Genomic DNA, 22,469 nt, shown 5'->3' on the forward strand with positions numbered 1-22,469 from the left:
GGTCAGGCCTCAGCCGGCTGTCAGTTCGGCACGGTGCCGAGGGCGCGTTCGAGCGTCCAGTAGGAGACGCCGAGCTTGGTCGCCAGCAGTTGAGTGCGCATCCGAAGGGAGGAAGGCTTCGTGGATGCCGTCGCGGCTTTCCCAGCGGAACCGCAGACGGCGGAACCAGTGCAGATGGGCGAGTGCGCGCTGTACGACGTAGCGTCGGTACCCAGGCCGGAGCCGTGCTCGGTGCCGCGGCGGGCGATCCACGGCTCCACACCGAGGTCCCAGACCAGGCGGCGATACTCGTCGTGGTCGTAGCCGCGGTCGTCGAGCACCACGTCCGAGCGGCGTCGGGGCCGGCCGCGCTTGCCGCGCACGGGCGGCACGGTCTGGAGGGCGTGGGATGAGCCGGGTGACGTCGTTGCGGTTGCATCCGGTCAGGGTGGCCGCGTACCACTCGGCCGGAAAGCGGGAGAGCAGAGCCAAGGCCTGCCCTGCGGGCGCGTCGGTGGCAAGACACAGAGCCAGCGGCCGTTCTCTCGTGCTTCGTGAATCGACATCGCGCAACGTGGAGAACGGCCGCCTCAGCTGTCCGCCGACTCCTACCGGTTCCAGGCCACCGAGGCCGACCGCGGCAGCGACATCCCCTGGGGTGCCACCCCACCGATCGCGGGCACAACGACGGCCTGGCCGGAAACAAGCAACCTGTCCGAATCCGGCAGTACGCCCGACCCGCGGCGACGTCACCAGAGCTTGTCGATCCGCCCGGGGAACAGTTCTACGCGGCTGTCCAGGAAGGACGCCTCCGTCGCCCGAGCCCGGTGCGAGAAGAAGTCCGCCATGGTGACCTTGTCGAAGCCCGGCTGGTCGCTGGGGAACGGTTCCTGCCGAGTCCCGCCGATCAGCACCGTCCCGGGCAGCAACCGCCAGCCGGCGCTCTCATAGAACGCCTGGAGCGGCCGGTCACATGTGAACAGGCCAAGGTCCAGTTTCTGCGTGATCATCATGTTCCGGGCCGCAGACACAAGGCGTCGGCCGTTCCCCCGCCCCCGAGCCTGCCGGCGCGACACCACCGTGCTCAGCCCGCCGGCGGCATAGTGCTGACCCGCATGGACGATCTCCTTACGGAGAATGTCGAGTGCGGCCACCACCGTCGTGTCGTCCACGAGCAGCATCGACACCGGCTGCAGCGCGGGATCGTGAACCACGGTGTCAGAAGCGGCGCCCGCCCCGGCCGGGGACGGCCACGCCTCCTCCTGCAGCTCCCTCACCTGCACACGCAGCTCGGTCGGAACGGCTTCTTCAGGGAATGACATGATCTGCACCCGCTGATTCTGGTCACTCAGCGAGCAAACGCAACAGGTCTTCCCTCACACGACCGAACCGCGGGGCACAGCATCGACCATGCGCACCGGGCAGCGGCAGGACGGTTCTCAGGCGTTGAAGATCGCGGCCACCTGGTCGACTGCCTCGGGACCATAACCAACAGTGCCCACAGGAACCACACCGTCGATGGCCTGGATGATCTGACCAGCCCACACAGGCCCGAACCCTCCGCACAGTTCGATCAGTTGGACGCCCTCGTTCACCAGCCGACGCGCGACGTCGGCGCCCTCCTCGGGCTTCGCCACACCCACGAACACACACCGGCACTTTCCCGTGTCGACTACGCTGAAGTTTCCTCCTTCCGCACATCCAGCCGCTGTGTAGATGAATCCGAAGTCTGTGAGTGCCATGTCGGCACGCTCCCCTCACTGCCATTCCTGCGTACGTGCCCAGTCAGTGTTGTTCCAGTACGGGGTAGTCGGCGATAGCACCGCGTGCACAGCTTCGTTAGCTGCCCGTCAACTCGCTGGACGTTCCAAACCGCTGAGCGCATGCAACGTGGGGTCGGTCAGGTCCCGGGTCCCGGCGGGCGGCGTCCAGCCTGCGCCAACGGCATGATCGACTTGGGGAGTTCCAGGCCCACGGTGGAAACAGGGTGTTCACCCGTACGGATCTCCCAAGGCAGCAGAGAGCAGCGGGGCGTCCGGACGTCGTCGAGCGCTGCCCGTTCAGATTAGCGGGGTGATCTGGTCCTCGATACCGAGCAGGGCCCGGCCATACATCTCGGTCGCGATGGCGGGGTTGACCATGGCATGCCGCGTGCCAGTCTCCAGATCACGCCAGATGCGCTGCAGCGGACTGTCGTCGGCGAAACTCCGGGCCCCCTGGACGCTCAGCAGGAGGTCCAGTGCCTCTCGTGAGCAGCGGGCGACTGTGCCGATGTCCATGCGCGCCCGGGTCCGGTTGATCAGGGGCATGCACTGGCCGCTCGCCGCCCAGCTGTCCGCATCGTCCGCGGCACGCATGAGGTGCAGGGTGGCGGTATCGATCAATGATGCTGCCTCGGCGAGCTGCATCTGGGTGGAGGGTGCCTCGCGTGCCTGCGCGTAGTGCGTATGCGAAATGCCCCGGCCCGTGGCGAGGGAGGCCAGCACCAGCTCCATTGCGCCGCGGGCCAGGCCCAGCAGCGGACCGGCGAGCGACAGGGCGAGCGTGGGGACGAACGCCGCGCGGTACAGGGTCTCATCCTTGAACTCGGTCGGGTAGACGCCCCGGAGCGCCTGCGTCACCGACAGAATGCGGTGGGCTGGGACAAAGACGCCGTCGGCGACGAGGGTGTTGCTGCCAGTACCGCGCATCCCGGCAACGTGCCAGGTGTCCTCGATCGTCAGCTGGTCCATCGGGAGCAGAGCCAATGCCTGGTCCAGGTGCTCGCCGCGCTCGCCGGTGAGCGTCATGCCGACCAGCGCCCATCGGGCGTGGAGACAGCCGGAGGCAAAACCCCATCGTCCGGTGACGACGGTGCCTGCGTCGACTGTCCTGCCGGTCCCGTGGGGTGGCAGGACCGCACAGGCACGGGTGCCGGGATCCTGCGCGTAGACCTCACGCTGGGCGCGTTCGGGATAGAGGCCGATGAGCCAGCCCGAGATGTTGATCAAGCTGGTGGTCCAGGCGGTCGATCCGCAGCCGCGGCCGAGTTCGGAACTCACCTCGACCAGCGTGCGGATGGGTTCCTGGTGGCCGCCAAGCCGCTGGGGAACGGCGAGACTGAACAGGCCGGCCTCATCGAGCGCCGCGATGTTCTCCGCGGCAACACAGCGGTCCTGCTCGGTGCGGGAGGCATTGCGCCGGAGTAACTCGACCAAGGCTGCGGCCCGTCCGGGGAGGGTGGCCTGTTCGATGTCCGGGGCAGGTCCCGCGACTCGATTCCTGGCGCCCATCGTCATGAGAGGTCCTCCTTCGCACCTGAACCGGCCGGGTGAGAGGCCGACGGCCAGTCCCGGCACCGCATATCATCACCCACGCTCGTGGCCAGGGCCCCCACTCGCCGACCTGGTAGCCGAGCTCATCCACGACACCCTCACCATGGATTCGGCGGTGCGGGAGGCGGCAATGAGGTCTGCCGCCTGATCTTCTGCGCTGCATGCCCGGCATCATGCCCGAGTGTCGTCGTCGGACGGTGCTGTCTTGGCCGTGCGATGCGGGACGCTTTCGACTTGTGCCAGCCGCACCGCTGTACCAGTTCAAGCCCAGTGAGCCTCGCGTCCTGCCTGAGGGCGTCCAGGCGCTAGGCAATGGCCTCGCGCGCAGCCCGGGCAGTGGAGAGCGGGGATGTGGGCATTGAACTGGCGAACCGGTCGGCGAGGCTACCGAGGCTCTGCGCCCTCAGGTACTCCCTCAGCAGCGGGGTCAGCGCTGCAACAGCCGGATCACGCCCTCGTAGTCCGGAAGCGGGCTGTCCTGAGTAGTCATGGCCAGAGTCTCGGCGTCGGCGTTCACGCCTTGGATGACCAGATCCTTCGTCTCGTCGTCCCCCCACACTGCCGGGCAGCCGTGACCTCCGGACCCCGGATCTTGCCGACGAACCGCAGCCGCATTGCCCCTCCCTCAGTCGAGCCGGTTGCGGCCGGTTGCACGCCCTGAGCCTTCCGCCGTCATCACGCGTGGTCAAGGTGCCCGCACCGACCCGACCGTGCAACCGCGTGCAACTTCGTGGACCCGCCAGCGCTCGCCTCTCTGGCGTCCGTCGCCAGAGCCACACGAGTCGGGGAGCATCCCAGGGCCGCGAGGCACAAGTCCACCCAGGTACGCCCATCGAACTGCCGGCGGGAACGCGTGGTTGCTCGACTGTGCTCCGGCGCCGGGCTGCAAGGTGTGCGCCGCCAGCTGGAAGCAGTTCACCGCCGCGAAGGACTGAGGCGACGTCGTGCAGGCCGCGCAGCACGCCGACGAGATCCGCTCACACGCGGCAGGGACTCACTGTCCGGAGTTCCGTAAAAGGCCAGGTCGTCGGCATGGTGGTACGTGAGAAGCAGCGCCATACCGCCAGGTGGCTATCCAGTAGCCACGACCCGGCCGGCCATGACCTGAGGAGGGTTGGGGAGCAATGACGCAAGGTTGTCTCGTACGAAGTCGGCCGCGCTCTTGATCGACTCTTCCGCCCCGGCTTGGTCTTCGAAGACACTGGTGGAGACCATCACTCCCTCCCCGGAGTCAACCCAGTAGTAGGCCACGAACCCGGGGACTTGGCGCAGGAGAGGCACGAACCCCTCGTCCACTCGGCGTCCTGCCTCGGCAGGATCGGTCACCCCTTCGTACCGCCGAACCACTGCGTACATAGCTGATCTCCTCACGGGTCCCAAGGTCACGTCACGCGAAACGACATACCCCCCACCGCGCGTGTCTCGCTCACGGGACGTCCGTAAGGCACTCGGATAGGCGACGAGGCCGCCGCCGTCGTGCGCGGCCACGTGGCCCGCTTGGAGCAGTGCTGACCACGGCCCGTCGACTGAGACACCCGCCCTCCCTAGCCCGAGCTCATGGGAGCACCTACCGCAGGAGCTGGGCTTTGCGTCGGGGGTGACCTGCTGCTGGCGCCCGGCCGAGTGGCGTGAAGTCGGCGTCTGACAGGGCTCCCGTCCATGGGTACGGGGAGCCGGTCAGGCTGTCGTGCCGTATGCCGCACAGGGTCGCCCCGAAGTAGCCGTAAGTATGCGTAACGTCTTCAGGCAACTCCTCTGAGTGTGCCCGTTCCCAGCGACCGCCACCCGCGCTGGGGCAGCGCCTCAGACACGATCGCGCTCAGCGGCTGCCCGGTACCGCTTCGCCTGGCGTTGCACGAAGCCTCGGCCAGACGCCGAACCAGGGGCCCGCCGTCACGAGCGGTGATCAGACACGGGACTGACTCGCGAAGCGTGGCGTCCCGCAAGCGCGAGCTGACGCGCAGCGCCGGGCGCGGGACCTACTTGGCCCTGTCCCGTTCGGCCTCGAATCTCTCCTGTCCTTCCGGGGCCACCCCATGGCAAAGTGATCAAGTTGGGCTGTCCGTGGTGGGGGAAATACGTGAAGCGACATCTCAAGGCAGCGGTGGTTGCGGCTCTGGCCACGGTGACGCTGGCCGGCTGTGGCGGCAGCGGGAAGAGCGGAGGCCCATCGACGAACGGCCCGGTACACGCGGACGCCCCTTCAAGGCCCTACCAGTTGAAGATGCCCAAGGCGGTACTGAAGGGCACCTTTACGGAGTCGGATCACGCCAGGCCCGATCCGAACATCGCGTCGATGCTCTCCGGCCAGATCGAGAACGGCATCTCGGCGTTCGCCGCCTATCAGCCCGCCGACCGAAAGTCGGAGACGTCGGGGCCCGTGCTGGCGGTGATCGGGGTGTATGGAACCGTGCTCAGCCCGGTCACGGCCCGCGACGAGTTCCTGAAGATCATCGACAGTCGGACCATTGCCACGGACGTGCGCTCTACCGTGATCATCGGTCCCCGTACGATCATCCCCCGAGGCTCCTCGGAGGCCGTCTCCTGCCGGATCGTCCGGAAGGTCGATGAGTTCGGAACGACCTGGCTACCGGACTGTTCCTGGGCTGACGGATCGGCCGTTGTCGACGTGAACCAGACCGTGGACCTCGACAAGCCTCCTGCCGAATTCGACCTTGCGGCCCTCGCCGCCAAGACAGCGACCATCCGCGATGAGGTCCGCGCCCCCATGACGCCGTAGAGCTGTTCCGACCTGAGCATCGCAGTTGTCCCTGGTCCAAGGCAGGCCGGGCGCGCGGCCAGAGGGGCCACTATGCTGAGTGCTCCGGCGGGGGATCCCCCGCCGGCCGGCGGGGCACGGCGCTCGTGCGGCTGCCCCGGACGACCACACCCAAGGACGGCAACCGAGTGTCCTTCTTCACCATCGGCCACCGCGGTGTCATGGCCGCCGAGCCGGAGAACACCCTGCGTTCCTTCCTGCGGGCCGAACGCGAGGGGCTGGACGGCATCGAGCTGGACCTGTACCTGAGCAAGGACGGCGAGCTGGTCGTCATGCACGACGAGACCCTGGACCGCACGACGGACGGCTCAGGTCCGATCGCCGACCAGGAGTTGCGGGAGCTCAAGAAGCTCGACGCCGGCCTCGGCGAGCGGATCCCCACGTTCGGGGAGGTGCTGGACGCCGTCGGGCCTACGTTGCCGATCCAGGCGGAGATCAAGGACGTGGCCGCCGCCCAGTCGCTGGCCAAGGTGCTTGCCGACCGGGACCTGCTGGACCGGGTCTCGGTGCTGTCGTTCCACGACACGGCGCTGATCGAGATCCACAACCTGCTGCCGCAGGCCCGCACCGTGCTGGTGGCAGGCCCCAGCGCGCACCGCGACACCTTCGTCGGCCGCGCGCAGAAGGTCGGTGCCACCCTGGTCAGCGTGGAGCTGCGCCAGCTGAACCAGGCCATCGTGGAAAAGTGCGGCGCCGCCGGCATCGACGTGATGGCCTGGACCGTCAACGACGAGCGCGACCTGGCGCTGGCCCGGGCGCTCGGCCTGGTGGGCTGCGTGACCGACCAGCCCGGCATGAAGCGGCTGGTCGAGGCCACGGCCTGACCTCAGACGTCCAGACGCACATATGACGCCGGAACCGTTACGTCCGCCCAGGTCATCGCCCGACGTTCGACGCCAGACCTTGAGTCGAGGTCTCTGCCACGGCTGCTATCTGACTGACTGCCCCGTTTTGGCCGACGCCCTGACAGCGAAATGCCGGCGTTGCCTCAAAGGCGCTTCACCCGTTGCCGAGTTTTAGTAGGTGCTGCTGTCGTCGCAGTGTCCCGGCCCGGTGACTCCCTGGTTGTAGTCGTCGGGAGTGGTGGCCCGCCGGCGGACCGTGGCCCTCTGAGCAGCGGTCAGCGTGGACCAGTCGTTGGCGCCGTGAGTCGCGAGAAAGGCGTCTGCACCGCTGATGGTGCCGGCCACTGCGGACGGGTTCGCTCCGTTCTTGATGTTGAGCTTGGCGGCGAGAAGCTGTGCGTACAGCTGGTTGATGCCGTTGCTGGCGTTGCCGTTGAAGTTCGGGGGGAGGTATTTCGACGCCTGGGCGAAAGTGGTTACCACGATGCTGTCCGAGCCACCCGGAATGCCGAGCGTGATCGGGAGCAGAGCCGTCGTCGCAGCCGCGTGGTCCGACCAGTAGCCGATGGTGCGGGTGCACCCACCGGACATCGAATAGGTGATGGTGACGTGGCCGTTTGCGGTGTTCGCGCCGGTGGTGAAGGTGCTGCCGACCGGACCGGCGCTCGATCCGCCGCCGCCACCGCCGCCCCCTGAGAACGCTACGTCGGCGGTGGCGCCGCCACCGCCACCGCCCCCGCCACCGGCATTGATTGACGCGTTGCCGCCGGTCCCACCTGTGCCGAGCACACCGGATTGGCCGTTGTCGCCGTTGAAGTTGACGCCGACTCCCCCGTTTCCGGGCGCGCCCGGGGTGGTGGGGGTCGCTCCGCCGCCGCCCTGGCCGCCGACGTTGACCTGCAGCGTCTGGCCCGGCGTGACAGTCAGGTTCCCGGTGACCTCGGCACCCGCACCCCCGGCGCCGCCCGGATTGACATCGCCGGGCCCCGGCACCTCCGGAAGCCCCGCGGGCGTCCACGGACACCTGTGTCACCCCGCTGGGGACGGTGAATGTCTGGGCCGCGCCGGTGTAGTCGAAGGTGCACACCACCTGGTTGCCCGTCTGCACACAGCCCTGTGCTGCGGCGGGGCCGGCCAGGAGCGGCACGAGTGCCAGGGACATCCCCGTCACGACCATTCCCGCCGTGAGACCGCGAAGGCGCGTCCGGGCATGACGCGTGAGGGCAGAGCGGGGTACAACGAGCACGTGCGGTTCCTCTTCGTTCCTGCCACATCTCGAGCCGCCGCGGCACGCTCTCGGGGCAGCGCCACCGTCCACCGGCTTGCAACTCGGCGATGCGGTATCGGACAAGACATCGGAGCCCTGTGGCCCCGCTGGCATGGCCACCGCCGAGCACCCCGCACGGCCGATCGCCTTCACCGCTCCGCACCAAACCGACAGCTGACAACAGAGGAAGGGAAACAGGCACCAGGGGTGGTAGTCAGCTTCCAGACGAACTCGATGTGGGTGGAGTCCTCGGCGTAGGCGCACCGGAAGGCACGGTCGGTGCGCTTCCACTCAGCCGGCTCGCTGTCCGGCCTCGAGGAGTTGGCAGACTCCGACGCAAGGAGCAGTTGAGGGTCTTCGAGGTCGTTGCCGAAGCGTTTGCGCCGGTGATCGTCTTGTCGTCGTAGACCGAGTATCAGGAGCCGGAGGCGGGCTGACAGACGGAGGCCGGCTGACAGCCGTTCGGCTTGTCCTCGACGTTCTTGCCGTCGCGGGCGAGCACGCCCGGCGGGTGGTGCAGCCGTCCGGCTGGGAGGACCAGGGACCGAACCTGTCGCGGGCGTAATCGTCCACCGAATGCGGAGTCGCGGCCAGCTCGCTGCGGGCGGTCGACGCCAACGGGGGGCCGCCGGAGGGTCCACGCGAGCCGAGCCGGCAGTGAGACGGTGGCCAGAAACAGAGCAACGGCGGGCAGGCCGAAGACAGCGCTACGCATGAACTCTCCAAAGAATGTGGGGGGTTGGAGACACGCATACGAGCGAACCTCAGCCGCCCGGCGACGCGCTACGCGCCTGGACCACCCACGACCACCCCCCGCGCCGCCTTCACCAGCCGGTCACCGCCACCAGTACAAACGGAGCACACCGCCCTAGGGAAAGGAGACGAAGAGAACCGGCTGAACCGGCTCCACACGGTGGCCCCGTCGACGACGTTCCAGGGCCCGTCTTGAGTGTGACCTTCCCTGAACGTCACAGGACAAGGGAAGAGACGCCGCCAGGCAACTGCGGCTGCTGCCGCAGGGGGTGGGCGGCAGGCCAGGGAGCTGAGGGCAAGACCCGCGCCAGCTCGCGGCGTACGCGGTCGGCTTCACCACGAGCCTGGGCCGGCACATCACCGCGCTCCGCGACAAGGCGGTTGAAGATCGGGGTTTCCTGAAACACGCTGGAATCTGCCTTCCGAGGTTGGCGCGGCACGGCAACCGCCGAGCCGCGAACCGATCATGTGACAGACCGAGTATCCAGTGCGGCGAGCCGAGGCAGTGACCAGCCGTCTCCACCACCGCCGCCCCGCATACGGTAACCGGCCACCCACCGGCCCAAGTTCCCGCACTGACCACCCCGAACGGCACCCCCGACACCCACGAAGACGCTGCTGACCTCGTTCTCGCGGCCCGGGCCGCTCCGGCTGCGCCTGCTGACCGGTGGGCCGGGCATCGAGGAGCTGGTGCGGGACCTGGTGGCGTGTGAGAACGGCTGCTGCTCGTTCTTCACCTTCACCACCATTCCCGGGGAGGAGCTGATCGGCCTGGACATCGCGGTGGACCCGGCGCACGAGACGGTCCTGGACGCGCTTGCCGCACGGACCTGAGGCGGCTGTGTGGTCGTTCTCCAGTGCCGCGCAGGCGGCCGCGACCCCGTCCTCGCCGTCATGGCGGTCTCTGTTCGGGCCCGGTGGTCGACCAGCGCCACGCCGCCCTGCCGTATGTGACCGACAGGCGCTGTAATGCCGAGAACCGCAGGCCGCTGCGGCTCGGCCTACGAGCCGTCAGGTCCGCTCCCTCGTCGGGGCAGCGCCCCGGTCTGACGCAAACCGGTACGCCCGGAGCCGTGCCCCCCTGGCGCTCCCTGCCGCGGTGGTCAGCCGCTGACCGCTGCGGCCGCCGTCACCAGGCCCGCCGCCAGTGTCAGTGTGGCAGCGAAAGCGGCCGCGGCCCGGGTGATGACGACCGGGATAGGGGGCGCCGTCACGGCGGGCCAGGTAGCCGGTCGCGGCCGCTGCTGTGAGGGCGAGCACGAGGGTGCACAGGACGGTGAACAGGATGAGGGCCAGGTGGTTGGTCACGGTTGCGGTTCCTCCTTGATGACGGTGGCACCGGGTGTGCGGTGCGCTGGCTGAAAATCTGGTGGGTGACGCGTTCGCCGGGGCTCGGGTGAACGATGATGAACACCGTCGAACACGTGACGGGAAAGTTGGGGCTTTGCCGGGTGAGTGGGGGAAGCGGGACGGCGCTCGCCGAGTTGCAGGGGCTGCTGGAGCAGGGGGTGGCGAAGGCGGGGCTTGATCAGACTCGGCTCGCCCGGCGTGCGGGGCTGGGGCGTACGACGGTGAGCCAGGCACTGCGAGCCGCCGACCTGGTGCCGTCGGCGGTGACGGTGGCGGCGCTGGCGAAGGTTCTGAAGCTGAACGCCGACGTGTTGCTGGACCTGCGGACGCGAGCGGCAGCCGAACTGGAGGACGGCGGGGAGTCGTCCTCGTCCGGCACGGGAGACGGCCTCGGGCGTCCGATCTGCGCATGCGATCCCTACGACCTGGAAGTCCATCCCGCAGCTCCGGCAGGCGGCACGGGAGAGCCGGCGAACCCCCTGCCCGACGAACGGGACGGGTCTCGGCTGCCCGGGTACGTGCGGCGCGCCCACGACGAGGTGCTCGCCCGGACGGTGAGGGCTGCGGTCGAGGGACGCAGTGGCATGGCGGTGCTGGTCGGATCGTCCTCCACCGGCAAAACCAGGGCGTGCTGGGAGGCCATCCAGCCGCTCGCCGAGCACGGGTGGCGGTTGTGGCACCCCTTCGATCCCACTCGGGCCGAGGCGGCTCTCGCCGACCTCCGCCGGGTGGGGCCGCACACAGTGGTGTGGCTGAACGACGCCCAGCACTCTCTGGGCGACCCCCGGCACGGCCCGGACATCGCCGCAGCGGTGCGCTCCCTGCTCACCAGTTCGGAGGCTGCGCCGGTCCTGGTCCTGGGGACCCTCTGGCCCGAGTTCGACCGGCGCTACACCGCCCTTCCGAGGCCGGGAGAAGAAGACCAGTACGCGCAGGTCCGTGCGTTGCTGACGGGACGGACCGTCGCCGTCCCCGAAGCTTTCGATGACGCAGCGCAGGATGCTGCCCGCGAACTCGCGTCAGCCGGTGACCAGATACTCGCCGCTGCTCTGGAACGGGCCGAAGAGGGGCGGGTCACACAGGATCTGGCCGGAGCACCAGAGCTTCTGCGCCGTTACCGCACGGCCAGCGCTCCGGCCCGCGCGGTCCTTCACGCGGCGATGGACGCGCGTCGGCTCGGCGTCGGCCCCCATATGCCGCTGGTGTTCCTCACGGATGCCTGCATCGACTATCTCAGCGACCGTGAACACGACGCACTCCCCGTGGACTGGGCCGAGAAGGCGCTGGCTGAACTGGCGGAACCTGTTCACGGCCACCTCGCTCCCCTGCGTCGTACCCGTCCACGCCCCGCTCGCCGCGTCCCCGGGGCTCCTGTGCAGGCTCCCTCCGCGCAGGCCATCGTCTACCGGCTCGCGGACTATCTCGAGCAGCAGGGACGAGCGGAACGGCGCCACATGCGTCCGCCGGCCTCCTTCTGGCAGGCCGCGCGCCAGCACCTCACCGATTCCCAGGACCTCGCGGCCCTCGGTCACGCCGCGGAGAGACGGCACCGCCTGCAATGGGCCTATCACCTCTACCAGCGGGTGGATGCCGCCGATGCGTCCCGGCGCCTGCCGGAGTACCGCATACGTGCGGGCGACTGGGACGACGTGGAAAAGCGGCTCCGGGACGCCATCGCGAGCGGGAGCCAGAGCGCACTGTTCGAACTAGTGGCCGTTCGCTTGCGCGTCAAAGACCTGCAAGGTGCGGAAGACCTCCTGTTCGAGCTCATTGAGTCCGGCGACCCACATGCACGGGCAGAGGCCGCCGAAATCCGTTGGCGTAAAGGTGACTTGGATGGCGCTGAGTCGTTTCTGACCCGAGCCGCCGACGCCGGCGCGGAGCACGCCGTCGTCAGACTCGCCGTGCTCCGGCGCGAGGCGGGAGACAGCGCAGGCGCAGAACAGATCCTCGTCAAGGCGGCCAACGCAGGCAACGCGAACGCTGCCGAACAGCTTCGCCTACACCGCCGGCACGAGCTCCTTCGCAGGAACCGGGTCCACCAGCAGCCCCGTACAACCCCCTCGGGCCCCGCGCCAGCACCCAAGCTCTCCCCGCCAACAGCCCCCACACCCAGCGACCCCGACCCATTCATCATCCGTGCCGCTGAAGAAGGCGATCCCTTTGCCATGGTCGAACTCGCCCGTTTCCGGCGCGCCACCGGAAAGAGCACAGCCGCCGACGAACTCCTCGGCAATGAAGCCGCCAAGGGCGCGCCTACCGCCTTCTTCGAGATCGCCCGTGTCCGCCGTGCACAGGGCGATCTGAAGGGAGCACAACAAGCACTCCTCCGGGCCGACGAGGCAGGTCACCCTCAGGCTCTCGTCGAGTTGTTCCTGCTCCTTGAGCATTCGGGCGACCACACAGGTGCCGAGACCGTCGTGAAGCGAGCCCTTGACGCCGGAAAGCCATGGGGCGGAACCGGTAAGGATGTCTTCAGCATGTGGCCGTACGGACTGGACCCCGACGGCCGGCCCACCCCGCCCTGGTGACCGCAAGAGTGCCCCAACCCGGCCCACCGACATAGCCGTTGATGCCGACCACGGACCCCTGTGACAAGCACGCCAGCCTGTGGTGCAAGCGGCGCCGAAACCCGTCACATCCAGGGGCAAAGCAACCGCTCCCGCACCTCGGACTCGACCACCACTACCGACGGCTCCCCAACGTTGAGCAACCAGCGCTCTTGCTGAGCAGGTCGCTGGGCCTCCCCCGAGGTGCGCGACGCGGGGCTATGGCATCCACCCTGGGGCCCTGGTCCACTCCGACGACGGACCGCCCCAACAACTGTCCAGCGTCTCGGTCTCTGACGCAACCGACTCGTGACCGCCTCGAACTCGAGCGGGTCAGCTCTGGGCGGTGGGCCGAACGACGATCTCGTTCACGTCGACGGTTGCAGGCTGCTCGATGGCGAACGCGATGGCTTGGGCGATCGCCTCAGGCGGGATCGCGATCCGGTCCCGCATCTCCGTGATCTGTGCTCGTACCTGCGGATTCGTTGATGCCTCGGCGAAGTCGGTCCCCACCGCGCCGGGCGAGACGCAGGTCACCCGCAGAGAATCACCGGCCTCCTGGCGCAGGCCTTCGCAGATGGCGCGGGCCGCGAACTTCGTGCCGGCGTAGACCGCCATGGTCGGCACGATGCGAAATGCGGCCGTAGAGGCGATGGTGACGAAGTGGCCTGCGCCCTGGGCTCGGAAGACCGGCAACGCTGCGCCGATTCCGTGCAGCACACCCTTCACGTTGACGTCGACCATCTCGTCCCACTCGTCGACCCTCAGGTCGTCCAGAGGCGAGATGGTGCCGGCCCCCGCGTTGCTGACCAGCACGTCGAGCCGGCCGAATCGCTCGCCGGCCAGGGCGACCAGGGCGTGCAGGTCGTCCCGTCGCGTCACGTCCGTGCGGGTCTGCACGGCCGTACCACCCGACTTCTCGATCCGCGCCACCAGCTCCGCGAGGCGCTCGGACCGGCGCGCACCCAGGACGAGCCGCGCGCCTCGCTCGGCCAGCAGGAGCGCGGTCGCCTCGCCGATGCCGCTGCTGGCTCCCGTGATCGCCACGACCTTGCCGTCGATTCCCGACACCATGTCCGCCTCTTCCTTCCGTATTACTCGGTGGCCGGTGACCTACAGATCACCGGTGAGAGCTGCACCTCCCACTCGGGCCCAGTCTGCGAGGCCGTTAGCCTGGTATCCAGAATGTGTTTATTCTGGAACCAGAGATGCCATCCACCATGCATACACAGCCGAATCAGCGCCGTGAGCTGGGCGCCTTCCTCCGCAGCCGCAGAGAGCGGATCACCCCTGACCAGGTCGGACTGCCCCACACGGGCCGACGACGGACCCCGGGCCTGCGCCGGGAAGAACTCGCGCTGCTCGCCGGGATCAGCGCCACCTGGTACACGTACCTCGAGCAGGGCCGGGACATCCGCGCCTCGGACCACGTACTCAACGCCCTCGCCTCGGCGCTGCAACTCGACCGGTACGAGCGCGGTCATCTCCTTCAGCTCGCCGGGCACGCGGTTGCGGCCGAAACCGAGGAACCCGAGCCGCTCGCCGCCGAGGCGGCAGCCGTCCCGCTCCTGCTCCAGCCGCATCCGGCATACATCATCGGCGGCAACTACGACGTACTCAGCTACAACCCGGCGGCCGACGAGCTCTTCCCACACCTCACCGCGGCGGTGGACCGGCCGGCGAACTTCGCCCGCTGGGTGTTCCTCGAACCCGCAGCCCGTACCGTTCTGGTCGACTGGGAGCTCGAGGCACGCGCTCTGCTCGCCCGACTGAGGACACTGGCCGGACGCCACCCCGGCGACCCTCGATACAGCCGACTGATCGACGAGCTGAACGCGGGCAGCCCCGAAGTGCGCGCCTGGTGGCCGCAATACGACGTACAGGCCCGGCACAGCGGACGAAAGCGGCTACGACGCCCGGGACACGGGGTGGTCAACTACGCCTACACCGCCTTTCACCTGGCCGAACAGCCCGAACAAACACTGGTGATCTACTCCAGCGGAGCACCGGCTGACTGAGCGTCATGTACCCCCGGCTTGGGCGGGAGGGCGGTATGCGGGCTCTGGCCGCCCGTGGTCCGAGCCACCGGTTCGTCAAAGCGCCGATCGCGCTGGTCTGGGACCGCCTCAACACCGTCGAGGGGGGCGCAGGCCAAACGCAGCCTGGCCAACCTCGCCGTGCTCACCTCGCCGTGCTCGCTCTCGACCGACTCGAAGCCCTCGTACGCAACTGGCTCAAGCGCCTCCAGTATCGGCCCGGCACTCTCGACGGCTTCATGACCGGCACCGGCCTGACCCTCGACGCCCCAGCGTCACCTCGGCGAGCCGAAGCCAATAAGGAGCATGATCGGCTCGCCCGCAGGCACCTGTTACGTTTACCGGCGTTGTAGACGCGAAGAGAGAACGGATGTTGGTGTGCGCAAGGCGCGATGGATAGCGGCCGCGACGCTCGCCGTGGCTGCGATGGCCGCCGGGTGCGGTGGCAAGAGCGCGGGTGGGAAGACGGCACACGGCACGGCAAGTGCCACCGCTGGCGTGGCGAAGAAGCCTGCCGGGTCGGCGCCGTCTCATGGCACGCTCCTTGAGCGGGCGGCCGGCACCTGGAAATACATCGCTACCCCCGACGACTCAACGCTGGACACGCTCGTCATCAAGGACGGCAAGGCCACGGCCAAGGGCGCGAAGCTCTCGTGCACGGGCACCTTCGTGCCGACGAAGAAGGACGGCCGGGAATCCGCGACCATCACCTACACGTGCCAGGGCGGCAAGGACGGCGGGCGCGGTCTCGGTCACCTGAAGGTGGACCCGGACGGCTCCTCGCTCGTGATCGACTTTGACGGACCTCCCGGCGGCTGGGGCGGCCCGGTCGACAGCTACCGTCGATCCTGAACGCCTGCTTCTGGGCTGGGCATGACGTGACTCGCTGTTGTGGATGGCCCGGCGGAGCCGTGGTGGTGCGTCAAGGGGTGCGGTTCAAGGGCCCCGTGACCTCTTGGCGGGACCGCTGACCGGCGGGCCCTGCGTGGGGATCCGGCCGGTCGACACCGACGCCGACGAGTGCGACGACGACCGGCTCACCCCGACGACCGTACCGAGCTCGCCACGCTGCGCAAGCAGAACGCCCAGCTCAAGCGGGCGATCGAGGTCCTGCGGACGGCCTCGCCTATTGTGCGGCCTCTCATAAACCGCCCGTGGAGCGAGCATCGGGTTCGGACGGACAACGAGGTTGAACACGTCCGACAGGCCGTGCGGCGCATACACGCGCCACCGGCCGTCCGCCTCCACACGTATTCCGAGGCAGCAGGTCGTCGCGGCGAAACTGTCGATCGCCGCCTCAGTGGAGTCATACGGCGGACACGGGACACCGAACTTGTCCTGGTACCAGAGGTGGACCCCCGCTTCGTTGCGGATCTCCACCTCCACGGGCAGGCCGGCGAGGACTTTCCGACCGGCCCTGATCACCGTGTCTTCGGCCTCCCACGACAGGTCGCCGCTGTCGAAGTAGAAGAGGTCGTAGTCCTTGATGCCGTTCGTCGGGAGCCTGCCCGTGACGACGTTCCACACGGTCTGGAACAAGCAGCCGGCCGTCACATACCACCCGGGCAGCTCCAGCGTCGCCGCCCGCGACAGGACCTCCGTCAACATGTCGTTACGGGACAGCATCACGCGAAGGGACTCGAGTTGCTGGTCGAGAGGGAGTCGGCTGATCATCAACCCTGCCTACCACAGCTCGCCCGCGGACGGGCCAGCTCTGCCGCAAGGACCTCTCGGTGGAGAGCGGGCGTCGCCCGCCCTCCAGGCTTGACCTTCGGGCCGGATCTCAGCTCTTGGTCAGTGTGCGACGGAGAAGGGGCAGTAGGCGGTCCCAGTGAAGCTGCAGTGCGGCGGGGTGGAAGGCATCGGTGTCGGACATGGTGAAGCCGTGGACGGTGCCGGGGTAGATCTCGGAGGTGTAGCCGACACCCGCCGCGTCCAGGGCCCGGTTGAGCTCACCGAGGGCCTGGGGCGTCAAGTCGCTCTCGGCGTGGCCGAAGTGGACCTCGGCGGTGAGCTTCGAGAGGCTGTCGGGTCCGTCGACTCCCACCGGACCGTGGAATGCGGCGAGGGCGGCTACCTGGCCAGGGTGGGCCGCGGCGGTGCGCGTCGCCAGGAGGCCGCCGATGCAGTAACCGGTCACCGCGACCGGTCCGCCGCTGACCTGCGGCTGAGCGGTGAGGAACTTGAGATAGGCATCGGCGTCGCTCAGGACACGTTCTGTGGTGTGCGCCTCGATCATCGGCATCAGCTGGGCGAAGACCGCAGGCCGGACGTCATCTCCAATGTGCTCGGGAAGCTCGATCACCGGTGCCGGGCCGTGCCGGTAGAAGAGGTTGGGGACGAGCACGTAGTACCCGTGCCCGGCCAGTTCGCGGGCCATCTGCCGCAGCACGGGCCGGATCCCGAAGCCGTCCGCGTACATCAGCACCCCCGGCTGCCGCCCGCCACCTTCGGGGAAGGCGGCGAACGCGTCGGCCTGGCCGTCCGCGGTGGGAATCTGCAGCATCTTGGTGGGCATGAATGCTCCTGTCGTGGTTGAAGTGTCGAGCCTGTGATCAACACGACGGAGGCGGAGCCCGCGCAGCAGCGCAAAATCCTCGATCCAACAGCGGGCCAACACCGGCCCGTACGGCGCTCAGAAGAGCACCGGGTCACCAATCCGTGTGTGGCGCAATGCCATCCCGGTAGTCATGACTGCACAACGTAGCCCACGGAACGAAGCGGATGCCAGCCTCCCGGCCACAGGCTGTTCGTGAGAATGATCTCGGTCAACACCGCAGAAGCCAGGGGCCGGTTGACGCGCTGCCCGTATCCGGGATGCCGGCCTGGGTCGCGGCGGTGCGGGATCGCCTGGCCAACTGCGACGACCAGCCGATGTCCGGCGTCGATGACGACCGGGTGGTTGGTGATGCGGTCGGCCGAAGACTTCGAGATTCCGAACAGCGGCGCCAGCTGGCGCAGCGTCACGTTGGTGCGCCAGGAGGTCGCGAACGGCAGAACGCGGTCCTCCTGGGGAAGGCTCCAGGGCCAGCCTCGGCGGGTCGTATCCGCTCCCTCGCGGCGCGAGGCGGTCACCAGCGCCATGTCCCTGCCCGTAGATCGAGCAGTTTGAGCACCTCTTGAACACTTCGTTCGACGTTGACGGCCTCGGCTGCTTCCTCCAACTGACGGTCGCCGGAGCTACCTTGGACGCGCGGTCCTGGCTGAACTCCAGGCTTTCACTCCGGTACGTTCACGCCTGCTCAGGACACGAGGGGCTGCTCTTCCGACTCGGTGAGCTTCACGGTGCACAGACCGCCGCGCGCGGTCTTCACATCCACCACCTCGAGCTGCGTGCCCGGCAGGAGGATGAACTCCTCCTCGCCTGTGAACGCGGAGAAGTTGCGGATGCCCACGGCCCGTGCGGGCTGCACCTCGAAGAGCGTCCGCTTGCCGCGACTGCCGAGGAACGCCCGTGCCACGCCGACCTCGGACGTGCATGAGGACACGCCCCACCAGGTTACGGTCCGCCCCACCGGGTACTGCGCCCGCAGGTCCAGCGGCACTCCGCGCCACAGCGGCTCCTTGCGGACGGGAAGCCCCGACACCGCTGAGAACAGCAGCCGCAGATAGGGGAGGTACGGAACGACCTTCGACCGGTCCGGGTTGCGCAGGATGGCGTTGATCTCCCGGTAGAACGCGGACTCGCAGGTGTAGAGGTAGAGGGCGGCGACGGCGTCGGCGGACAGGCGCCCGGTGCCTTCGTCCGCCCGCAGCTTGCCGAACTCGTGCGACCGCTGGACGTGCCGGTCGAGACCGCGCAGCAGCTTGGTGACGGGGCTGACGGCGTCTCGGAAGTCCATGAGCGGGGTGTCGGACACGCCGGTGATCGCGTCAAGGACGAGGCCTTCGTCCTTGACGCTGGAAAGCCGCTCCAGGTACAGCTGGTGCAGCTCCATGGTGGACGTGATGAACGCGCCCATGCGCTCGGCGACGTCGCTGTCCGTCCCGCCGGCCCCCGCCGCGAGCCTGTCCCACCCTCGGCTCGGCAGCCAGTCGACCGCTTCGGCACCCACCGACGCGAGGGCGTCATTCACCATGTCGAAGTGGTCGCCGTCGCAGAAGATGTCGCCCTGCGCGGCGGGGTTGCAGTGGTCGATGTGCCGGACGTCGACCTCGGGGTACTTCTTCTGGAGCCGGAGGACGACCTGCTTCAGACTGCGGGCGTGTGCCCCCCACCACGCGAAGACGACGCCGCGGTCCTCCTCGTCGGCGTTCTGCTTGGCCTTGAGTATCTCCTCGACGATCCGCTCGGCGACCGGACGCCAGAACCCGGTGTGCGGGTCGGCCCCCCTCGGCCCGTCGCTACTGGCGGTGAGGGCTGCGTTCAGCAGCAGCACGCCCTGCGTGAGCATCGCCTGGAACCATTCCGGCGGCTGGACGGTGTCCTGCTTCTTCAGCAGCGCGCGGATGTCGGCGATCGGCGTCTTCTTGGGGATGCCGTACTTCCACATCGCCGCCGCCTTGATGATGCAGCGGATGCTGACGACCCTGCCGAACTGGCTGTCCTTCCAGTCGTGGAAGGTGTTGTCGAACATGGCGATGCCGGTGGCGCTCTCCGGCCGCGGGTACGGGTTCTGCCCGAAGATGACGACCTTCCACTTGTGGGGCGGGTTGGGCTTGAGCGCCTGGAAGGTCAGTTCGCGGACGGGAACCACATCCGGACCCCGGTCCGGGCCGATGAAGGAGGCGGCGTTCGGCTGCGCCTCGATGACCGGCCTCAGCAGCGGGAGCCACGGTTCACCGCCGTCCTTGAACAGTTCGGCGAGGGCGAGCGGGTCGTTCGGGTCGGGCTGGACAGAGGCGTTGGCATTGATCATGGCCGGGAGGCTAGCAGCGGGGTACGACAACGCGATCTCCCAACTGCGTTGTCAGTGGGTCCCTGTAGCGTCTTGATCGCTGGAAGGCCCCTATCCGACGGGAGTGTGGAAGATGACAGTGAACCGCGTGCAGCCGCCGCTCAAGGTGGTCTTGACCGACATCAACGCCGGGGTGGTGCAGGCGTGGCGAGCGGCGTTCGCCGACACTCCCGGGATCGAGATCCGCAAGGGGTCGATCCTCGATGAGACAGTCGACGCCTGGGTCAGCCCGACCAACTCGCGGGGCCTGATGAACGGCGGGGTCGACGCCGTCATCAAGCGGCATCTGGGCGCGGGGATCCAACTGCGCGTACAGCGGGCGATCCGCGACCAGTTCGACGGAAGGCTCCCGGTGGGGAGTGCGGTGTGCGTTCCGTCCGGGGCGACCAACCCGAAGTTCCTGATCTCGACGCCGACGATGGAACAGTCCTCGCAGAACGTGAGCGAGACGCTCAACGTGGCCCTGGCGTGCGCCGCCGCGTTCCAGGCGATCCACCGCCAGAACAACGGAGCACCCGGCAGCATCACGTCGGTGGCACTGGTCGGCATGGGCGCCCAGACCGGCCGGGTACCGGCACGCGTGTGCGCCAACCTGATGTGGACGGGCTACACGCTGTTCAACGACTACTGCTTCGACGACTACGACGACCTGCGCAACACGATCACCGCCCAACTCGACGACATCGAAAGCGCCCCCGCCGAAACCCGGGTACGCATAGCGCCGCCCAACCGGGCGTCATCCCATCGATGAACGTGACCGGTGTAGCCGTCCGCTACCACCAGAAGGGTGCGTGCGGTCGTCGGTCTGCCGCACCGGCTACTTGCCTTTGGTGACGGTGAGGCGGGAGCTATGGGGTCATCGGATGCCCGAGTCGTTTCGCTGCTGCCTAACGGGTGTTGTACAAGGCTGCGATCGGGCAGGTCAGATCCCGTGAACGGGGTCGTCTGCTCATGACGCGAGGGCGAGGTTGTGCATGTGGGCGACGGCCTGGACAGCGTGACCAAGGCCGTCGCCGCGCTGCCGGCAGTCGCGGAGGATCTTGCAGTTCTTCATCTGGCCGATGGAATGCTCCACGCGGGCACGGAACCTGCGGTGCTCGGCGTTGTTGTCCTCCTCGCCCTTCAGTAACTCCCGCCCGGACCATTTGCGATGCGGCGCCGCCATCTCGCAGTTGGGACAGGCGCCGTCACGCAGCACTCTTATGCACCCCGACACCACCACCGTCTGGGCCGGCTCCGACTACGCCGGACAGCTTGTGACCTGGATGAAAGCCCACCTTGACCGCATCCTCAAGGGGGTCAGCCGCCCGAAGGGCGCCAGCGGGTTTTGTCGTACATGACCAGGAGCGTCACCCGACGGACCTCTCGAGGTCGCGGACAGCCCACATCCCGCGAGGCCCACGGAGTGACCGGTCTCGGTCTCACGTTCACGGTCGGCAACGCGGCCCCGACCGGGGCCCGCAACCAACTCTCCCACCGAACCTGTGCGGACGGCTCTACTCGGCTGGCTCCAGGCCGTTAGGGAGCAATCGCCCGCCGAGCAGCACAGCGCAAGCCCCGGCGGTCAGCAACCCCCCGACGAGAAAGGCGCCCCGCACCCCGGCAAGCGGCAGCACCAGTCCTCCGAGCGCGGCGCCCGCCGCGATGCCGGCGTTGTAGGAACCGGAGTTCGCCGCGAGTGCGATATCCGTACGGCCCGGTGCACAGTGCAGCATCGCGTTCTGGGTGGTCATGAACACCGGCCCGAGGGCACCGCCCATCAGCACCAGGAACACCACCGCCGCCACCGGATGCGTGCCGACCGCGTACAGGCCGAGCATGCCCACCGCCTGCGTGACCACGGAAGTGCTCAGCGCGGCGTGCGGGCAGCGGTCCAGCAACGCCCCGGTGACGCTCACCCCGGCCAGACACGCCACACCGAAGGCTACGAACAGACCGCTGATCATGCCTGCGGAGAACCCGCTCACGTCGCCCAGAAACTTCACGCTGTAGGTAAATCCCGCGAACGCCCCAGTAGCCGACAGTGTCCCGGCCGCCAGCACGATCCCGAACCGGCGGGCGTCGGGACTCGTTCCGTAGGCGGCATGCTCTTCTTCCGGCCGCGAGGTGGGCAGCAGAACGGCGATCGTCACCAGAGAGACCAGCCCCAGACCGGCCAGCATGGCGACCGGCACCTGCCAGCCGTTCCGCCTGCCCAGCCAGGTCCCGGCGGGAACACCGAGCACGAGAGCGAGCGAACCCGCGACGGACAGCGCCCCGACCACGCGCCCGCGGACCTCGGGCGAGAACAGGCCCACCGCCACCGGCCCCATCACGGCCCAGAACAGGGCCTGGGCAAGCGCGGTCATCAGCCGGGCCGCGAGGAGCAACCAGTACGAGGTCGCCAGCGCCGCAACCAGACTGGACACGACCAGCCCGGTCAGTAGTCCCGTGAGCACATGACGTCGGGGGACGGCCCGCATGACGTGGGCGAGCGGCAGAGACGAAACGGCCACCGTCACGCCATAGCCGGTGACCAGGAGGCCAACCGCTGGCAGAGATACCCGCAGGCTCTCGGAGATGAGCCCCAAGAGACCGATCGGCAGGTTCTCCGCGGTGTTGAAGGTGAAGGCCGCCAGCATCAGGGCTCCGAGCACCGCCGACCTGTGCCATGAAACCGGTCGTGTCGCGAACCTACGGACTCCTGCAGTCCTCGCTCG

15 protein-coding genes and 5 pseudogenes are annotated in these 22,469 nt (G+C 68.3%); 8 read left to right on the top strand and 12 right to left on the bottom strand.

The window, feature by feature from the left end:
• Positions 1 to 9: 9 nt before the first annotated feature.
• The 4 genes and pseudogenes from ACWC94_RS31890 to ACWC94_RS31905 form a co-directional block, all read right to left on the bottom strand.
• Positions 10 to 435: pseudogene (locus tag ACWC94_RS31890) on the bottom strand (hypothetical protein); the annotation flags it as partial.
• A gap of 293 nt (positions 436 to 728) precedes the next feature.
• Entirely contained in the window at positions 729 to 1,301 is a 573-nt protein-coding gene (locus ACWC94_RS31895) for a GNAT family N-acetyltransferase (RefSeq protein WP_450800787.1), read from the bottom strand.
• A 117-nt stretch (positions 1,302 to 1,418) separates the two neighbouring features.
• On the bottom strand, positions 1,419 to 1,721 hold the full coding sequence (locus tag ACWC94_RS31900) for a DUF6506 family protein (protein ID WP_450800758.1): 303 nt from the start codon (positions 1,719 to 1,721) through the stop codon (positions 1,419 to 1,421).
• 318 nt (positions 1,722 to 2,039) lie between these two features.
• A complete protein-coding gene (locus tag ACWC94_RS31905) occupies positions 2,040 to 3,257 on the bottom strand; it encodes an acyl-CoA dehydrogenase family protein (protein WP_450800759.1) in 1,218 nt (405 codons plus the stop codon).
• A 2,116-nt stretch (positions 3,258 to 5,373) separates the two neighbouring features.
• On the opposite strand from ACWC94_RS31905, the gene ACWC94_RS31910 reads away from it, so the two are divergent.
• Together ACWC94_RS31910 and ACWC94_RS31915 are read left to right on the top strand one after the other, a co-directional pair.
• Positions 5,374 to 6,033, top strand: coding sequence for a hypothetical protein (locus ACWC94_RS31910; protein ID WP_450800760.1), 660 nt, complete (start codon positions 5,374 to 5,376; stop codon positions 6,031 to 6,033).
• A 167-nt stretch (positions 6,034 to 6,200) separates the two neighbouring features.
• Positions 6,201 to 6,896 carry a glycerophosphodiester phosphodiesterase gene (locus tag ACWC94_RS31915; protein WP_450800761.1) on the top strand — a complete coding sequence of 232 codons (696 nt, stop codon included), beginning with the start codon at positions 6,201 to 6,203 and terminating at the stop codon, positions 6,894 to 6,896.
• A 192-nt stretch (positions 6,897 to 7,088) separates the two neighbouring features.
• Here ACWC94_RS31915 and ACWC94_RS31920 read toward each other — a convergent pair whose 3' ends face one another.
• Positions 7,089 to 7,910: a hypothetical protein gene (locus tag ACWC94_RS31920; protein WP_450800762.1), complete on the bottom strand. Its 822-nt coding sequence runs from the start codon at positions 7,908 to 7,910 to the stop codon at positions 7,089 to 7,091.
• Between the two features lie 1,717 nt (positions 7,911 to 9,627).
• Between ACWC94_RS31920 and ACWC94_RS31925 the strand changes: the two genes are divergently transcribed.
• Positions 9,628 to 9,771 carry a hypothetical protein gene (locus tag ACWC94_RS31925; protein ID WP_450800763.1) on the top strand — a complete coding sequence of 48 codons (144 nt, stop codon included), beginning with the start codon at positions 9,628 to 9,630 and terminating at the stop codon, positions 9,769 to 9,771.
• Between the two features lie 572 nt (positions 9,772 to 10,343).
• Complete coding sequence (locus ACWC94_RS31930) at positions 10,344 to 12,818, top strand: helix-turn-helix domain-containing protein (RefSeq protein ID WP_450800764.1); 2,475 nt, start codon at positions 10,344 to 10,346, stop codon at positions 12,816 to 12,818.
• A 351-nt stretch (positions 12,819 to 13,169) separates the two neighbouring features.
• Here ACWC94_RS31930 and ACWC94_RS31935 read toward each other — a convergent pair whose 3' ends face one another.
• Positions 13,170 to 13,907 carry an SDR family oxidoreductase gene (locus ACWC94_RS31935; RefSeq protein ID WP_450800789.1) on the bottom strand — a complete coding sequence of 246 codons (738 nt, stop codon included), beginning with the start codon at positions 13,905 to 13,907 and terminating at the stop codon, positions 13,170 to 13,172.
• A 149-nt stretch (positions 13,908 to 14,056) separates the two neighbouring features.
• On the opposite strand from ACWC94_RS31935, the gene ACWC94_RS31940 reads away from it, so the two are divergent.
• From ACWC94_RS31940 to ACWC94_RS31950, 3 genes and pseudogenes are all read left to right on the top strand, one after another.
• Positions 14,057 to 14,854, top strand: coding sequence for a helix-turn-helix transcriptional regulator (locus ACWC94_RS31940; RefSeq protein ID WP_450800766.1), 798 nt, complete (start codon positions 14,057 to 14,059; stop codon positions 14,852 to 14,854).
• Between the two features lie 158 nt (positions 14,855 to 15,012).
• A pseudogene (locus ACWC94_RS31945) lies at positions 15,013 to 15,153 on the top strand (IS630 family transposase); the annotation flags it as partial.
• A 25-nt stretch (positions 15,154 to 15,178) separates the two neighbouring features.
• Positions 15,179 to 15,724 (top strand): hypothetical protein, encoded by a 546-nt coding sequence (locus tag ACWC94_RS31950; RefSeq protein ID WP_450800767.1) that lies wholly within the window; start codon positions 15,179 to 15,181, stop codon positions 15,722 to 15,724.
• A gap of 288 nt (positions 15,725 to 16,012) precedes the next feature.
• Here ACWC94_RS31950 and ACWC94_RS31955 read toward each other — a convergent pair.
• From ACWC94_RS31955 to ACWC94_RS31970, 4 genes and pseudogenes are all read right to left on the bottom strand, one after another.
• Positions 16,013 to 16,546: pseudogene (locus ACWC94_RS31955) on the bottom strand (nucleotidyltransferase family protein); the annotation flags it as partial.
• Positions 16,547 to 16,655: 109 nt separating this feature from the next.
• Positions 16,656 to 17,390, bottom strand: coding sequence for a dienelactone hydrolase family protein (locus ACWC94_RS31960; RefSeq protein WP_450800768.1), 735 nt, complete (start codon positions 17,388 to 17,390; stop codon positions 16,656 to 16,658).
• Between the two features lie 380 nt (positions 17,391 to 17,770).
• Positions 17,771 to 17,950 (bottom strand): annotated as a pseudogene (locus tag ACWC94_RS31965) (helix-turn-helix domain-containing protein); the annotation flags it as partial.
• Positions 17,951 to 18,114: 164 nt separating this feature from the next.
• Entirely contained in the window at positions 18,115 to 19,731 is a 1,617-nt protein-coding gene (locus ACWC94_RS31970; protein ID WP_450800769.1) for an ADP-ribosyltransferase domain-containing protein, read from the bottom strand.
• Positions 19,732 to 19,843: 112 nt separating this feature from the next.
• Here ACWC94_RS31970 and ACWC94_RS31975 point away from each other — a divergent pair, with 112 nt between their 5' ends.
• A complete protein-coding gene (locus tag ACWC94_RS31975; protein WP_450800770.1) occupies positions 19,844 to 20,521 on the top strand; it encodes a macro domain-containing protein in 678 nt (225 codons plus the stop codon).
• 198 nt (positions 20,522 to 20,719) lie between these two features.
• On the opposite strand, the pseudogene ACWC94_RS31980 reads toward ACWC94_RS31975, so the two are convergent.
• Together ACWC94_RS31980 and ACWC94_RS31985 are read right to left on the bottom strand one after the other, a co-directional pair.
• Positions 20,720 to 20,968: pseudogene (locus tag ACWC94_RS31980) on the bottom strand (IS5/IS1182 family transposase); the annotation flags it as partial.
• Positions 20,969 to 21,266: 298 nt separating this feature from the next.
• A complete protein-coding gene (locus ACWC94_RS31985) occupies positions 21,267 to 22,391 on the bottom strand; it encodes an MFS transporter (RefSeq protein ID WP_450800771.1) in 1,125 nt (374 codons plus the stop codon).
• Positions 22,392 to 22,469: the final 78 nt, after the last annotated feature.

The organism is Streptomyces sp. NPDC001135 (assembly GCF_053598395.1).

Coding starts and splice junctions, on each gene's coding strand:
- ACWC94_RS31985 (WP_450800771.1), bottom strand. CDS start 22,391: ATGCTGGCGGCCTTCACCTTCAACACCGCGGAGAACCTGCCGATCGGT.
- ACWC94_RS31905 (WP_450800759.1), bottom strand. CDS start 3,257: ATGACGATGGGCGCCAGGAATCGAGTCGCGGGACCTGCCCCGGACATC.
- ACWC94_RS31930 (WP_450800764.1), top strand. CDS start 10,344: ATGAACACCGTCGAACACGTGACGGGAAAGTTGGGGCTTTGCCGGGTG.
- ACWC94_RS31940 (WP_450800766.1), top strand. CDS start 14,057: ATGCATACACAGCCGAATCAGCGCCGTGAGCTGGGCGCCTTCCTCCGC.
- ACWC94_RS31950 (WP_450800767.1), top strand. CDS start 15,179: ATGATCGGCTCGCCCGCAGGCACCTGTTACGTTTACCGGCGTTGTAGA.
- ACWC94_RS31895 (WP_450800787.1), bottom strand. CDS start 1,301: ATGTCATTCCCTGAAGAAGCCGTTCCGACCGAGCTGCGTGTGCAGGTG.
- ACWC94_RS31970 (WP_450800769.1), bottom strand. CDS start 19,731: ATGATCAATGCCAACGCCTCTGTCCAGCCCGACCCGAACGACCCGCTC.
- ACWC94_RS31960 (WP_450800768.1), bottom strand. CDS start 17,390: ATGCCCACCAAGATGCTGCAGATTCCCACCGCGGACGGCCAGGCCGAC.
- ACWC94_RS31975 (WP_450800770.1), top strand. CDS start 19,844: ATGACAGTGAACCGCGTGCAGCCGCCGCTCAAGGTGGTCTTGACCGAC.
- ACWC94_RS31900 (WP_450800758.1), bottom strand. CDS start 1,721: ATGGCACTCACAGACTTCGGATTCATCTACACAGCGGCTGGATGTGCG.